This window comes from Sinorhizobium sp. 6-70, from assembly GCF_030124375.1.
Lineage (GTDB): Bacteria > Pseudomonadota > Alphaproteobacteria > Rhizobiales > Rhizobiaceae > Sinorhizobium.
In genome coordinates this window covers 285,088-298,642 of the sequence record NZ_JASKLS010000007.1, presented here as the reverse complement: position 1 = coordinate 298,642, position 13,555 = coordinate 285,088, and the positions used below count along the sequence as shown (strand labels likewise).

The following is a 13,555-nucleotide window of genomic DNA, read 5'->3' as shown; positions in this document are numbered from 1 at the left end:
AGAGCGAAGGTCATCGTCGCCAGCAGCGCCGCCGCCCTCGTCAGTGATCGGGCTTATAGACCCACCACCTCCGACACGTCAACATCCATTTTCAAAAAATCGTCAAAAAAAGATAAGATGCTGAAATCGTTGATTGATTTCTTGTTGACGGGAAAATCACCGTCGAAGCTCTATCAATGCGTGCGGAAAAGGTTGACCACTTGGTAAAATCTCAGCCGGCGGGCCTCCCTCTCGCTAGATGGCGTCTTCCTCGCTTCCGAACGCGCATTTCGGCAGCCGTCAAACACTGTTAGTGTCGCTCGGATTTTTGCACAGGGAGGTATCGAAATGCTGGTACTGGATGCGACGCAGACGCGCGCGGCTCTACCATGGGACGGGCTTATCAAGGCGCTCGGCGACATGTTCGCCAAAGGATGCGTCATGCCCGTGCGCCATCATCACGATGTCGCGGTTCCGGGTGAGGCGGACGCAACGCTGCTTCTGATGCCCGCGTGGCAGCCAGGCGCCTATGTCGGCGTCAAGATGGTTTCGGTGTTCCCCGGCAACCAGACGCGCGGACTTCCCGCCATTCATGGCAGCTATCTTCTTTCTTCCGGCAGGACCGGCGAATTGCTGGCGATCGTCGATGGCGGCGAACTGACTGCCCGGCGTACCGCCGCCGCTTCGGCACTCGCCGCCCGCTATCTCGCCCACAAGGATGCAAGCCGGATGCTGATGGTCGGCACCGGCCGGCTGTCGACGAATGTCATCGAGGCGCACGCATCCGTTCGCCCGATCCGCAATGTGACGATCTGGGGCCGCGATCCAAGAAAGGCCGAAGCGACGGCCAAGGAGCTCAGCCTCAAGGATATCGCGGTGACGATCGCGACCGATCTCGAGGCGGCGGCGCGCGAGGCGGACATCATTTCCTGCGCTACCCTTTCCTCGGAACCGCTGATCCGCGGCGATTGGCTGAAACCGGGCGCGCATCTCGACCTGATCGGCGCCTTCAAGCCGACCATGCGCGAATCGGACGACCGCGCCGCCGAGCGCTCCAGCATCTTCGTCGACACGCGCGAAGGCGCACTCAGCGAAGGCGGTGATATCGTCCAGGCGATCCGCTCAGGCGTGATCACCGAGGATGCGATCTGCGCCGATCTCTTCGACCTTGCCCGCGGCGCGCATCCCGGCCGCACGAAAGCCGAGGAAATCACGCTGTTCAAGTCAGTCGGCGCCGCATTGGAAGATCTGGCCGGCGCAGTGCTGGCCTTCGAAGCGCAGCGAGACAACAGCTGATCGACGCAGGCGATCATGCCGTTCCGTGTCCGGCATCCGGGGACAGGTTTCACCGAATCGTGAGAGGGGCGGCCGCTGGCGCGCATTGACGCGAGCGGCACGCGGCCTACGCTCGCACGACAGCTGTAGCACTTTGAAATGCTGCATGTTTTTATCCCTAAATCGGCTAGGATTTAAGGAAACATGCAGAAGTGGAGACGGAGCGGCGCATGATCCGGCGGGCAAGACAGTTCATCACGGCCGCAATCCTGGCGCTCGCTCTCGCGGGCCAAGCGGCCGCGCTCGACGTCAACGACTGGAATTCGGTCGTCGCGGAAGCCAAGGGCCAGACTGTCTATTTCAACGCCTGGGGCGGAGCGGAAAACGTCAACGCCTACATCAGATGGGCCGGTAACGAAATGAAGGCGCGTTATGGCGTCACCGTCGTCCATGTGAAGCTCGACGACACGGCAAAGGCGGTCGCGACGGTCGTCGCCGAAAAATCCGCCGGAAAAGACCAGGACGGCGCTGTCGATCTCGTCTGGATCAACGGCGAAAACTTTGCCGCGATGAAACGCGAAGGCCTGCTCTTCTCTCCCGATTGGGCGACGAAACTGCCGAACTGGATCTATGTCGATCACGAGACCAAACCGACAGTTCTCAGCGATTTCACGACAGCGACCGAGGGACTGGAAAGCCCGTGGGGTGGCGCCAAGCTCGTTTTCTTCCACGATTCGGCGCGAACCCCGAGCGCCAAGCTGCCCGATTCGGCCGCGGATCTGCTCAAATGGGCCGAAGCCAATCCCGGCCGTTTCTCCTATCCGCAGCCGCCGGACTTCACCGGCTCGTCGTTCCTCAAACAGGTACTGACCGAGCTGATCCCCGACAAATCCAAGCTGCAAAAGCCCGTCGACGAAGCGACCTTTGCCGCGGATGCAGCGCCGCTCTTTACCTATCTCGACAAGCTCACGCCGCTGCTCTGGCGCGAGGGCAAGGCGTATCCGCAGAACTACCCCGACATGAAGCAGAAGTTCGCCGATGGCGAGCTCGACATCATTTTCGCCTTCAATCCGGCGGAAGCGTCGGCGGCGATCGCCAATGGAGAGCTGCCGGACAGCGTGCGTTCCTTCGTCTTTTCGGGCGGCACACTCGGCAACACGCATTTCGTCGCGATTCCCTACAATGCATCGGCGAAGGCGGGGGCGCTGCTCTTCGCCAATTTCCTGCTCTCGCCCGAGGCGCAGTTGCACAAGCAGGACCCGAAAATCTGGGGCGATCCGACCGTCCTGTCGCTGGCAAAGCTGCCGGCCGCAGAGCGACAAGCCTTCGAAGCACTCGATCTCGGCGTCGCGACGCTCGGCCCCGACCAACTTGGACCTGCGCTCGACGAGCCGCATCCGGACTGGATGACGCGAATCGAAGCAGAGTGGACCCGGCGATATGGGGCAGCGAACTAAAGACCGAGGGATCACCTACTCGCCCAGCGGCAACGGCCTCCTTGTCATCATCCTTGGACTGCCGGTCCTAGCGGGGGTCGCCGGAACGATCCTGCCGGCATTCGGCTACCTGCCCGCTCTCGGCGGTCTTCATCCGACGACGGCACATCTCGCCGAGCTTGCCGGCCAGCCCCACATCCTTCGATCCGTCCTCGTCGCCCTGGCGGCGGGCCTGATCACCACCTTTGCGGCGCTTGCAATTGTCGGAACCTTCATTGCCGGCTTTGCGGGGATGCCGGTTTTTGCGCGGGTCCACCATCTGGTTTCGCCGCTGCTTGCGGTACCGCATGCCGCCGCCGCCTTCGCGCTCGCCTTTCTCATCGCGCCTTCCGGCCTGCTTCTCCGGCTGATCTCGCCGGAGCTGACCGGCTTCACGCGGCCGCCGGACTGGCTTCTGCCCAACGACCCCTTTGCGCTTTCGATGATCGCTGGGCTCGTCACCAAGGAGGTCCCCTTTCTCTTCCTGGTGACGCTCGCGGCCTTGCCGCAAATTCCGCTGCGCAGGGCCGGGCAGATGACGGCAGCGCTTGGCTACGGACGTGTGTCCGGCTTTCTGATCAGCCTCTGGCCGACGCTCTACAGCCAGATCCGGCTGCCGGTGTTCGCGGTGCTCGTTTATTCGGTCTCCGTCGTCGATGTCGCGATGATCCTCGGTCCGCAACTGCCGGCGACACTGCCTGTGCGCATCGCCCATTGGGCCGCCGATCACGACCTCAAGATGCGGTTCCTTGCCTCGGCAGGAGCGTTGCTGCAACTCTTCGTCGTCTTTGCGGCGATCGGAATCTGGCTCGCGCTCGAACGGATCGGAAAGTTCGGACTGACCTTCATGACGCTTGCAGGGACGCGGCTCCGGAAGGACCAGCTGCTTCGCGCAACGTCAGGATTGGCCATGGCCGGCTGTGCCGTCATCATATTTTCGGGACTGGGCGCCCTCTTCATCTGGTCCGTCGCCGGTCTCTGGCCGTTTCCGAAAGCACTGCCGGGAGCGATTACGGCCAAGATCTGGCTGCGCGTGCTGCCGCAGATCACCGAGCCGCTTCTGACGACCGTGGGGCTCGCCCTCTCCGCCTCGGCGCTGGCATTGGTCATCGCGGTTTCATTGCTTCATCGAGACGGTCGGGGCGGCAATGGCGCAACCTACAAGCTTCTCTATCTGCCGCTCATCGTGCCCGAGATCAGCTTCGTCTTCGGTTTGCAGATCCTGGCGATCTCGATCGGCTTCACGCCCGCGTTTTCAAGCGTGCTCGCAGTCCATCTGCTGTTTGTCTTGCCCTATGTCCTCCTGTCGCTGTCGGCACCGTGGCGCGAACTCGACCCACGCTTCGAGCGGATAGCCGCCGGGCTCGGGAAATCGCCGCTGCGGGTGCTCCTGACGATCCGGCTGCCGCTTCTGTTTCGAGCCTGCCTCACCGCCCTTACCGTCGGGTTTTCGGTGTCGGTAAGCCTTTACCTTCCGACAGTGCTGGTCGGGGCCGGCCGGCTAAGCACCGTCACCACCGAGGCGGTCGCTCTTTCGGCGGGTGGCGACCGGCGCGTCATCGGCGTCTATGCGCTCGTCCAGGCGGCTCTCCCCTTTCTCGCATTTCTCGTTGCGTCGCTTGGCCCTCAATTGCTATTCCGCAGCCGTCGCGCAATGAGGATGTGAATGCAGGCGGTTGACGACCCGATGCCGCTTATGCTGGCGGATGTGACGATTGGGCTCGCGGAGCGAACGCTGCTGTCCGTATCGGCGACGGTAATGCCCGGCGAGGTTCTGACCTTGATGGGCCCGTCCGGCTCCGGCAAGTCGACGCTGCTCGCCTTTGCCGGCGGGTTTCTCGATCCGGCCTTCCGCGTCACCGGTCGAATTCTGATCGGGGACAGAGACCTGACCGATGTCCCGGCAAACGAACGCCGCGCCGGCATCCTGTTTCAGGATCCCCTGCTTTTCCCCCATCTCTCGGTCGGCGGCAACATCGTGTTCGCGATACCGCAGGCGGTAAAAGGACATAGGATGAGACGACAGATCGCCGAGCAGGCACTCGAACAGGTCGGGCTCGCCGGCTTCTTCAATCGCGATCCGGAAACGCTTTCCGGCGGCCAGAAGGCACGCGTGGCGCTGCAGCGGACGCTCGTGTCGGCGCCGCATTACCTCCTGCTGGACGAACCTTTTTCGAAACTCGATGCGGCACTCAGGCAGCAGACCCGCGCGCTGGTCTTCTCCAAAGCGAAAGCTGCGGGCGTGCCGATTATCCTCGTTACCCATGACGGCGCTGACGCGGAGGCGGCCGGCGGCAGAGTGATCGAGGTCGGGAGCGAGGCAGAGACCTGATGCGCGATCTTCCGCCACTGCCGGTTCGTGACATTCTGCCCCGTATGGGCGAAGCGCTCAAAAAGGCGGCGTCCGTCGTGCTCTCGGCGCCGCCCGGCGCCGGCAAGACGACGCTTGTGCCGCTCTTCCTTCTGGATCAGCCCTGGCTCAAGGGCGGCAAGGTGATCCTGCTGGAGCCGCGCAGGCTCGCCGCTCGTGCGGCCGCGGGACGGATGGCCGAACTGCTCGAAGAAAAGGTCGGCGAGACCGTCGGCTATCGCATGCGGCTCGACAACAGGATATCGGCGCGGACCCGGATCGAGGTGGTGACCGAAGGCGTCTTCAGCCGGATGATCCTCGACGATCCGGAACTCTCCGGCATTTCTGCCGTGCTCTTCGATGAATTCCACGAGCGCTCGCTCGACGCCGATTTCGGCCTGGCGTTGGCGCTCGACGTGCAATCGGCCTTGCGCGACGACCTGAAGATCGTCGTCATGTCGGCAACGCTCGACGTCGGGCGGGTCGCCAAGCTGCTCGGCGATGCTCCGGTCATCGAAAGCCAGGGCCGCAGCTTTCCGATCGATATTCGCTACGAGGACAGGAGCGCTGGCGAGAGCGCCGAGGACGCGGTTACGCGTGCCATCGTGGACGCGCACCGATCCGCAGCGGGCTCGATCCTCGCCTTCCTCCCGGGGCAGGCGGAAATCACCCGCACCGCTGAGCGTCTCGCCAGGCGGTTCGACGAGACGACTGCGATCGTGCCGCTCTACGGCAATCTGAGCCAGAAGGAGCAGGACGCGGCGATACGACCGGCACCTGCCGGCACGCGCAAGGTCGTGCTTGCGACGTCGATCGCCGAAACGTCGATCACCATCGACGGCGTGCGGATTGTCGTCGACAGCGGTCTGCAACGGCTGCCGGTGTTCGAAGCCTCGACAGGGATCACGCGGCTTGAGACCGTGCGCGTATCACGGGCTTCCGCCGACCAGCGCGCCGGGCGCGCCGGACGAACGGAGCCAGGAATCGCGATACGCCTGTGGCACCCAGGCCAGACCGCAGCCCTTGCGGCCTTCACGCCGCCGCAGATCCTTGCGAGCGATCTTTCGGGTCTTCTGCTCGATCTCGCCCATTGGGGCGTCGCCGATCCATCGTCGCTCGCCTTCATCGACCCGCCGCCGGAGACGACGTTGCGCGAGGCGCGCAGCCTGCTGATCGAGCTTGGAGCGCTCGATGACAACGGCGCACTGACGCCGCGCGGGCGCCGGATTCGCGATCTCGCATTGCCCGTCCGGCTGGCGGCAATGGCAGTCTCGGCGGCCGAAGAGGGCGAGGCACAGGAAGCCTGCCTGCTGGCGGTGATGCTGACCGAGCAGGGCCTTGGCGGCAACAGTCTCGATCTCGAGGAGCGCCTGCGCCGGTTCCGGGCGGACCGCGGCGATCGTGCGGACGCCGCACGGGGTCTGGCAAGACGCATGGCGGCCGACCTAAAGGCACAGAAGAGCAATGGCGAAAGCGCGCTGCCGGGTCCATTGCTGATGCATGCCTTTCCCGACCGGATCGCACTCCAGCGTGGCGGCCGCGGGCGCTTCGTCATGGCGAACGGACGCGGCGCCGAGGTGTCGGAGACCGAGCGACTTGCCGCGGCGGGGATGCTGGTCATCGCCGACCTGACCGGAAGAGCGGGCGCGCAGCGCGTATTGGCAGCCGCAGAAATCACCAGGGCAGACGTCGAGGCACATATGCCGGAGGCAATCCGGCGCGAGGAGCAGATCTTCTTCGATCGGGCGAGCCGCCAGGCGCGCGCGCGCCGCGTCACCCGGCTCGGCGCCATCATCTTCGAGGAAACGCCGCTTTCGCGCCCGGGCGGTGAAGCGGCCGCACGCGCGCTCGCCGACGGCGTTCGGCAATTGGGGCTTGCAGTCCTGCCTTTCTCGAAGGAAGCGGCGCAATTGCGCGACCGTATCGGCTTTCTCCACAGATCAATCGGCGAACCCTGGCCGGACGTCTCGGATCAGGCATTGCTGTCGCGCCTCGACGACTGGTTCGTGCCGTTTCAGCATGGCGCCGGCAGTATCGACGGGATCAAGGCCCATGACCTCGCCGAAGGTCTGCTTTCGCTCGTTCCCTACGATCTTCAGCGCGATCTTGGTAAGCTCGCGCCGACGCACTTCGAAGCGCCGACGGGACACCGCCATCCCATCCATTACGATGGCGACGAGCCCTTGCTTTCTATCCGCGTACAGGAGCTTTTCGGCCTTAAGGTGCATCCGGCGATCGGTAACGGCCGGCTGCCGCTGCTCCTGGAGCTGATCTCGCCCGGCCACCGCCCGATCCAGACGACACGCGACCTGCCGGGCTTCTGGGCCGGTTCGTGGCGGGACGCAAGAGCCGACATGCGCGGGCGCTATCCGAAGCATCCCTGGCCGGAGGACCCGGCGAACGCGATGCCAACGACACGCGCCAAGCCGCGTGGTACATGAATCCACGGTATAATTCCGCGATCGGACAGCTTTGGGGCATTATATGAACACTGCGATCTCGGCGGACGCAGCGGTGAAGCGGGAAGCGGCAGCATGGCAGCAGCAATGGCACTCGATTACAATGACATGAACAGCAATCGCAGCCTCAGACTACAGACGCTCGTTCGGCTGCGCTGGCTGGCCGTGGGCGGCCAGTCGCTCGCGGTCATCATTACAGCGTTGTGGCTGCAGTTTCCCTTGCCGCTCGCTCCGTCTTCGGCGCTGATTGCAAGCCTGGCGCTGTTGAATACCTTTCTCACGATCCGCTTTCCGCCGACGCACCGATTGACGCCGCCGGCCGCCTTCGCGCTGCTCGGCCTCGATCTCGCCCAGTTGACCGCACTGCTCTTCATCACCGGGGGCCTCGCCAATCCCTTCGCACCGCTGCTGTGCGTGCCGGTGATCATTTCCTCGGCCTCGCAGCCGAAGCCGCACAGTATCGTGTTGGCGGGCTTTGCGGTCATCGGCGTTACCGCGCTTGCCTTCTCGCCCTTCCCGCTGCCCTGGTATCCGGGAACCGTCCTTCTGATCCCGCGGGTACTGACGGCAGGTATCTGGTTTGCGATCGTCTCGATGACAGCGTTTGCCGCCTTCTACACCTACCGGGTTTCGCTGGAGGCGAGCGAGCTCTCAGAAGCGCTGACCGCAACCGAGCTTGTGCTCCAGCGCGAAAAGCACCTATCGCAGCTCGACGGTCTCGCCGCCGCCGCCGCGCACGAACTCGGAACGCCGCTCGCCACCATCAGCGTCGTCGCCAAGGAGATGGAGCGCGAGCTCGGCGACGACCCCCGCTTCGGCGAGGACGTTCACCTCCTGCGCAGCCAGAGCGAACGCTGCCGCGATATCCTGAAGCGGCTGACCACCCTTTCGTCCGAGAGCGAGGAACACATGCGGCTGCTGCCGCTTTCCTCGCTGATCGAGGAAGTGATGGCGCCGCACCGTGAATTCGGGATCGAGATCGAGCTTAAGGAAAAAGGCGATCGCGCCTCGGAACCGGTCGGCATCCGCAATGCAGGCATCCTGTACGGGCTCGGCAATCTGCTCGAAAACGCGGTCGACTATGCGCGCAAGAAAGTGACCGTCACCGCGGAGCACACGGCCGAACGCGTGAAGGTGACGATCGAGGATGATGGTGACGGTTTCTCGCCGGATATCCTCATGCGCATCGGCGAGCCTTACGTCACCAAGCGACAGAAGGACGACAGCGCCGGCGGCCTTGGTCTCGGCCTCTTCATCGCCAAGACTTTGCTGGAGCGCTCAGGGGCGCGGCTGCGCTTCGAAAACGGCAGCCCGGGTGCGCGCGTCAGCGTCGAATGGCCGCGTGCGCTGATGGACACCAAGCTGGCGAAATGACGTTTGGCAGTTTATTGAAGACAGTCACGAGAAAACCCACATAATTTCAGCGAAACCGCCCGATTTTTTGCCTATGGACAGGTTTTTGCTTAGGGATCGGAAGAAATGACGGAAAAATCGACAACCGCGCCAAGCGCACAGTCTCCGGATGCCGAGCTGATCGGGCCTGACAGGACGCTGCTGATCGTTGATGACGACGGCCCGTTCCTGCGCCGTCTGGCGCGGGCGATGGAAGCGCGGGGCTTCACCGTCGATATTGCCGAGTCGGTCGCCGAAGGCATCGCCAAGGCCAAGAGCAACCCGCCGAAACACGCCGTCATCGATCTCCGGCTTGGCGACGGCAGCGGCCTCGATGTGATCGAAGCGATCCGGGGGCGCCGGGACGACACGCGAATGATCATGCTTACCGGCTACGGCAACATCGCCACCGCGGTGAATGCAGTCAAGCTCGGCGCGGTCGACTATCTCGCAAAGCCGGCCGATGCTGACGACATCTTCGCCGCGCTCGTCCAGCGCCAGGGCGAAAGGGTGGAGCCGCCGGAAAATCCGATGTCCGCGGATCGGGTCCGTTGGGAACACATCCAGCGTGTCTACGAGATGTGCGAACGCAACGTCTCGGAAACGGCCCGCCGGCTCAACATGCACCGCAGAACCCTGCAGCGCATTCTGGCGAAACGCGCCCCGAAATAATCATCGATTGGCAATTCGGAAGACGTGATCTCCGTCTAACCGTCGCGCGTACCCGCAACGATATCGCGAATCGAGTCGCCGAGCTCCCCGTTTCGCTCCGCCGCCCATTCGGCAAGCATCAGTCGCTGGGCCGCCGTACGGGCAAATGACTGGACGACGGACTTGCGCGTCGCCGGCGCCAGGCGGTGCTCCGGTGCTTCGCGCAGCATATGCGCCCCGTAGCCGTCGGAAAGCAGAAGGCCGCATTCCTCCGGAAAGATGTCCAGCGGCACGTCTCCGTGCGTGGCGAAGAACAGCCGGTCGCAATGCAGCCGATACTCGGGCCATTTGCGATCCACGCGAAAGTCCTCGATCGACGTCTTGATCTCGATGATCCAGATTTCGCCCTTCGCCGTAAGAGAAATGAGATCGGCGCGCCTGCCGCTTGCGAGCGTCAGTTCGGGCAGGACCGCGTGGCGCAATTCCGCCAGCAGCCGCTGAACGCCGCGGCGTACTTTCATCGCCCGCTCCGATTGGCGCCCGTCCGCCAGCGGATTGTCGCCATGGATCGATAGAATCGTCATCGGTTCACTCTTGCGCTAGGCCAATTCCAGTGTTCATCCGGAATTGCGTCGCGTCCTCCCTCTCCGCCATTTTGTTGCAAAAAAGCAATCGTCACGGAATTTACACTTTTCGGCCAAATTGCGGCGGCGCAGTCCCTTGCGCGGCGCGATGCAATCGAAAATAAGCTGATGGCGCTGACGGCCGGGCACCCTCCCTCCCGTATTTCCTTACTTCCTTTCACGAGACCCCCCAATGCGCTTCCGCAACGCTCTCCTTTTGTGCAGCCTGGCCGCCACTGTTGCCCTTGCCGGCTGCTCGCAAACGACGTCCACGACCGGCCCTGCTCCCGAGGGCCAGAAAATTGCGACGAATCAGATCTTTACCGGTAATTATGGCGCGGTCGAGGACCACGGCTACGCGCTGCCTGCAATACCGATCAAGCGTGTCGATCAGCGTTTCCATCGCCAGATCGTCGACTACGCGACGAAGGAACGCCCGGGCACGATCATCGTCAACACGCCGAATCGCTTCCTCTACTATGTGCTGCCGGGTGGCAAGGCCGTGCGCTACGGCATCGGCGTCGGCAAGGCCGGCTTCGCCTGGGAAGGCGAGGCCTACGTCGCCTGGAAACAGGAATGGCCGACCTGGCATCCGCCGAAGGAGATGGCCGAGCGCAAGCCGGAAGTCGCCAAATACGTCGAAGACGGCATGGGCCCGGGCATCAGCAATCCGCTCGGTGCGCGCGCCCTCTATCTCTTCAACGACGAAGGCAGGGACACGCTCTTCCGCCTGCACGGCACGCCGGAATGGGCCTCGATCGGCACCGCCGCATCGTCGGGCTGCATCCGGCTGATGAACCAGGATATCATCGACCTCTATTCGCGTGTCCGGCCGGGCAAGGGCGCAAGGGTCGTCGTTCAGCAGTAACACTGCCACGTCTTGATAATGAGAGGGCCGTCGGTCGATCCGGCGGCTCTTTTGTTTGGCTTCCAGCCAATTAAGTGGCAATGACGCCCTTGCTTGCCCCTCACCCTAGCCCTCTCCCCGCGTGCGGGGAGAGGGGACCGAGGCGGCGCGACATATCCCTTCGCCCCGCTTGCGGGGAGAAGGTGCCGGCAGGCGGATGAGGGGCAAATGCTCGGAAAACCGCCTCGATTTTTACTTTATGCCCCTAACTTCGCCTTCAACTCCAGACGACGGCGATGCAGGACCGGTTCGGTATAGCCGTTCGGCTGCTCGCGGCCCTTGAGCACTAGGTCCAGCGCGGCCTGGAAGGCGACCGATTCGTCGAAGCGGCCGGCCATCGGCGTGTAGTTTTCGTCGTCAGCATTCTGCTGGTCGACGACGGCCGCCATTCGCTTCATCGTGTCGACGATCTGCATTTCGCTGACAATGCCGTGCTGCAGCCAATTCGCCATGTGCTGCGCCGAGATGCGCAGCGTCGCGCGATCTTCCATCAGGCCGATATTGTTGATGTCCGGCACCTTGGAGCAGCCGACGCCCTGGCCGACCCAGCGCACGACATAGCCGAGGATCCCTTGGGCATTGTTGTCGAGTTCAAGCTGGATTTCGGCCTCGGTCCAGTTCGGCCGCGCCGCCACCGGCACCGAGAGGATATCGGCGAGCTTGGCACGCGGCCGGCTTTTCAGTCCCGCCTGCACTTCGGCGACGTTGATACGGTGGTAGTGCGTCGCATGCAGCGTCGCCGCGGTCGGCGACGGAACCCAGGCGGTGTTGGCGCCCGCCCTTGGATGGCCAATCTTCTGTTCGAGCATTGCGGCCATAAGGTCGGGCATCGCCCACATGCCTTTGCCGATCTGCGCGTGGCCGGAGAGCCCGCACTCGAGGCCGATATCGACGTTCCAGTTCTCGTAGGCCGCGATCCAGGCCGCCTGCTTCATGTCGCCCTTGCGAATCATCGGGCCGGCTTCCATCGACGTGTGGATCTCGTCGCCGGTCCGGTCGAGGAAGCCGGTGTTGATGAAGACCACGCGCTCGCGGGCGGCGCGGATGCATTCCTTGAGGTTGACGGTCGTGCGTCGCTCCTCATCCATGATGCCCATCTTCATGGTGTTTGCCGGCATTCCGAGCGCCGTCTCGACGCGCGCGAAGATTTCGCAGGCAAAGGCAACCTCGTCCGGCCCATGCATCTTCGGCTTGACGACATACATCGAACCCGCGCGCGAGTTCGCCCGGCGGCCCTTGGGTCCGATATCGTGGAGCGCGATCAGGGCGGTGACCATGGCGTCCATGATGCCTTCCGGGACATCGCGGTCGTCGCGGTCAAGAATCGCCGGATTGGTCATCAGGTGGCCGACATTGCGCACCAGCATCAGCGAGCGTCCGGGCAGCGTCAGCGCCGCGCCGTTCGGGCTTGTGTAAACACGATCGGCATTGAGCTTGCGGGTGAATGTGCTGCCGCCCTTGGAAACCTCTTCCTCGAGGTCGCCCTTCATCAGACCCAGCCAGTTGCGATAGACGACGACCTTGTCTTCAGCATCGACGGCGGCGACGGAGTCCTCGCAGTCCATGATCGTCGTGATTGCCGATTCGAGGATGATGTCGGAAACGTTAGCCGGATCGTTCTTGCCGATCGGCGTTGTTGCATCGAGAACGACGACGATGTGAAGATTGTTTCGGCGCAGAACGATTTCCGACGGCGCGTCGGCAGAGCCCGAATAACCGGCGAAGCAGGATGGATCAGCGAGCGCCGTCTTCGCGCCGTCCGCAAGCGCAATCGCAAGTGCAGAACCTTCGACCGTCAACGCAGTCGCATCGCTCCAGCGGCCCTTGGCGAGTGCCGCGCTCGCATCCAGAAAGTCCCGGGCCCAGGCGATGACCTTGGCGCCGCGCTTCGGATTGTACCCTTTGCCACGCTCGGCGCCGTCGGTATCGGGAATTGCGTCGGTTCCATAGAGCGCGTCATAGAGCGAACCCCAGCGGGCGTTGGCGGCGTTCAGCGCATAGCGCGCATTCATCACCGGCACGACCAGTTGCGGTCCGGCAATCGTCGCGATCTCGGGATCGACATTGGCGGTCGAAACCGAAAAGGCCGGCCCTTCCGGCAGAAGGTAACCGATCTGCCTCAGAAAGGCCTCGTAGGCGTCGAGGTCGACAGGTGCGCCGTTATCGCGATACCAGGCGTCGATTTGCGCCTGCATGTCATCGCGTTTGGCAAGAAGCGCGCGGTTTTTCGGCGCGAGATCGTGGATGACGTCGGCGAGAGCAGAAAAGAACCGCTCGGGGTCGACGCCCGTGCCCGGGATCGCCTCATCAACCAGGAAATCATGGAGACCAGCATCGATCTTCAGCCCATACTTCTCAACGCGGTCCATGCGATAACTCCTGAATTCTCTGTTCTCGGTATTCCGATAGGTAGGGGCGGGATGCAGATGGGGAAGCGCGTTGAC

11 protein-coding genes are annotated in these 13,555 nt (G+C 63.4%); 9 read left to right on the top strand and 2 right to left on the bottom strand.

Translation table 11 applies throughout. The features are described 5' to 3' along the window. From QN222_RS16430 to QN222_RS16395, 8 genes are all read left to right on the top strand, one after another. Positions 1-207, top strand: a 207-nt coding sequence (locus tag QN222_RS16430; protein WP_283960666.1) for a hypothetical protein, incomplete at its 5' end; no start/stop codon positions are given. 120 nt (positions 208-327) lie between these two features. Continuing rightward, positions 328-1,275: an ornithine cyclodeaminase family protein gene (locus QN222_RS16425; protein WP_283960665.1), complete on the top strand. Its 948-nt coding sequence runs from the start codon at positions 328-330 to the stop codon at positions 1,273-1,275. A gap of 209 nt (positions 1,276-1,484) precedes the next feature. Then, a complete protein-coding gene (locus tag QN222_RS16420) occupies positions 1,485-2,711 on the top strand; it encodes an ABC transporter substrate-binding protein (RefSeq protein ID WP_283960664.1) in 1,227 nt (408 codons plus the stop codon). Then, positions 2,695-4,395 carry an ABC transporter permease gene (locus QN222_RS16415; protein ID WP_283960663.1) on the top strand — a complete coding sequence of 567 codons (1,701 nt, stop codon included), beginning with the start codon at positions 2,695-2,697 and terminating at the stop codon, positions 4,393-4,395. The genes QN222_RS16420 and QN222_RS16415 overlap by 17 nt, the downstream gene beginning before the upstream one ends. Then, on the top strand, positions 4,396-5,061 hold the full coding sequence (locus QN222_RS16410; protein WP_283960662.1) for an ATP-binding cassette domain-containing protein: 666 nt from the start codon (positions 4,396-4,398) through the stop codon (positions 5,059-5,061). After that, positions 5,061-7,520, top strand: a complete 2,460-nt coding sequence (hrpB, locus tag QN222_RS16405; protein ID WP_283960661.1) for an ATP-dependent helicase HrpB — start codon at positions 5,061-5,063, stop codon at positions 7,518-7,520. The genes QN222_RS16410 and hrpB overlap by 1 nt, the downstream gene beginning before the upstream one ends. Positions 7,521-7,613: 93 nt before the next feature. Continuing rightward, on the top strand, positions 7,614-8,912 hold the full coding sequence (locus QN222_RS16400; protein WP_283960660.1) for an ActS/PrrB/RegB family redox-sensitive histidine kinase: 1,299 nt from the start codon (positions 7,614-7,616) through the stop codon (positions 8,910-8,912). A 105-nt stretch (positions 8,913-9,017) separates the two neighbouring features. Next, complete coding sequence (locus QN222_RS16395; RefSeq protein WP_280660665.1) at positions 9,018-9,602, top strand: ActR/PrrA/RegA family redox response regulator transcription factor; 585 nt, start codon at positions 9,018-9,020, stop codon at positions 9,600-9,602. A 35-nt stretch (positions 9,603-9,637) separates the two neighbouring features. On the opposite strand, the gene QN222_RS16390 is transcribed toward QN222_RS16395, so the two are convergent. After that, positions 9,638-10,165 (bottom strand): MmcB family DNA repair protein, encoded by a 528-nt coding sequence (locus QN222_RS16390; protein WP_283960659.1) that lies wholly within the window; start codon positions 10,163-10,165, stop codon positions 9,638-9,640. Between the two features lie 232 nt (positions 10,166-10,397). Between QN222_RS16390 and QN222_RS16385 the strand changes: the two genes are divergently transcribed. Beyond that, positions 10,398-11,072, top strand: coding sequence for a L,D-transpeptidase (locus QN222_RS16385; RefSeq protein ID WP_283960658.1), 675 nt, complete (start codon positions 10,398-10,400; stop codon positions 11,070-11,072). 236 nt (positions 11,073-11,308) lie between these two features. Here QN222_RS16385 and QN222_RS16380 read toward each other — a convergent pair whose 3' ends face one another. Then, positions 11,309-13,480, bottom strand: coding sequence for a malate synthase G (locus tag QN222_RS16380; RefSeq protein WP_283960657.1), 2,172 nt, complete (start codon positions 13,478-13,480; stop codon positions 11,309-11,311). Positions 13,481-13,555: the final 75 nt, after the last annotated feature.

What these genes read in the sequence shown, in the direction of transcription:
- QN222_RS16425 (WP_283960665.1), top strand. Translation starts at nt 328, where the DNA reads ATGCTGGTACTGGATGCGACGCAGACGCGCGCGGCTCTACCATGGGAC.
- QN222_RS16420 (WP_283960664.1), top strand. Translation starts at nt 1,485, where the DNA reads ATGATCCGGCGGGCAAGACAGTTCATCACGGCCGCAATCCTGGCGCTC.
- QN222_RS16415 (WP_283960663.1), top strand. Translation starts at nt 2,695, where the DNA reads ATGGGGCAGCGAACTAAAGACCGAGGGATCACCTACTCGCCCAGCGGC.
- QN222_RS16410 (WP_283960662.1), top strand. Translation starts at nt 4,396, where the DNA reads ATGCAGGCGGTTGACGACCCGATGCCGCTTATGCTGGCGGATGTGACG.
- hrpB (WP_283960661.1), top strand. Translation starts at nt 5,061, where the DNA reads ATGCGCGATCTTCCGCCACTGCCGGTTCGTGACATTCTGCCCCGTATG.
- QN222_RS16400 (WP_283960660.1), top strand. Translation starts at nt 7,614, where the DNA reads ATGGCAGCAGCAATGGCACTCGATTACAATGACATGAACAGCAATCGC.
- QN222_RS16395 (WP_280660665.1), top strand. Translation starts at nt 9,018, where the DNA reads ATGACGGAAAAATCGACAACCGCGCCAAGCGCACAGTCTCCGGATGCC.
- QN222_RS16390 (WP_283960659.1), bottom strand. Translation starts at nt 10,165, where the DNA reads ATGACGATTCTATCGATCCATGGCGACAATCCGCTGGCGGACGGGCGC.
- QN222_RS16385 (WP_283960658.1), top strand. Translation starts at nt 10,398, where the DNA reads ATGCGCTTCCGCAACGCTCTCCTTTTGTGCAGCCTGGCCGCCACTGTT.
- QN222_RS16380 (WP_283960657.1), bottom strand. Translation starts at nt 13,480, where the DNA reads ATGGACCGCGTTGAGAAGTATGGGCTGAAGATCGATGCTGGTCTCCAT.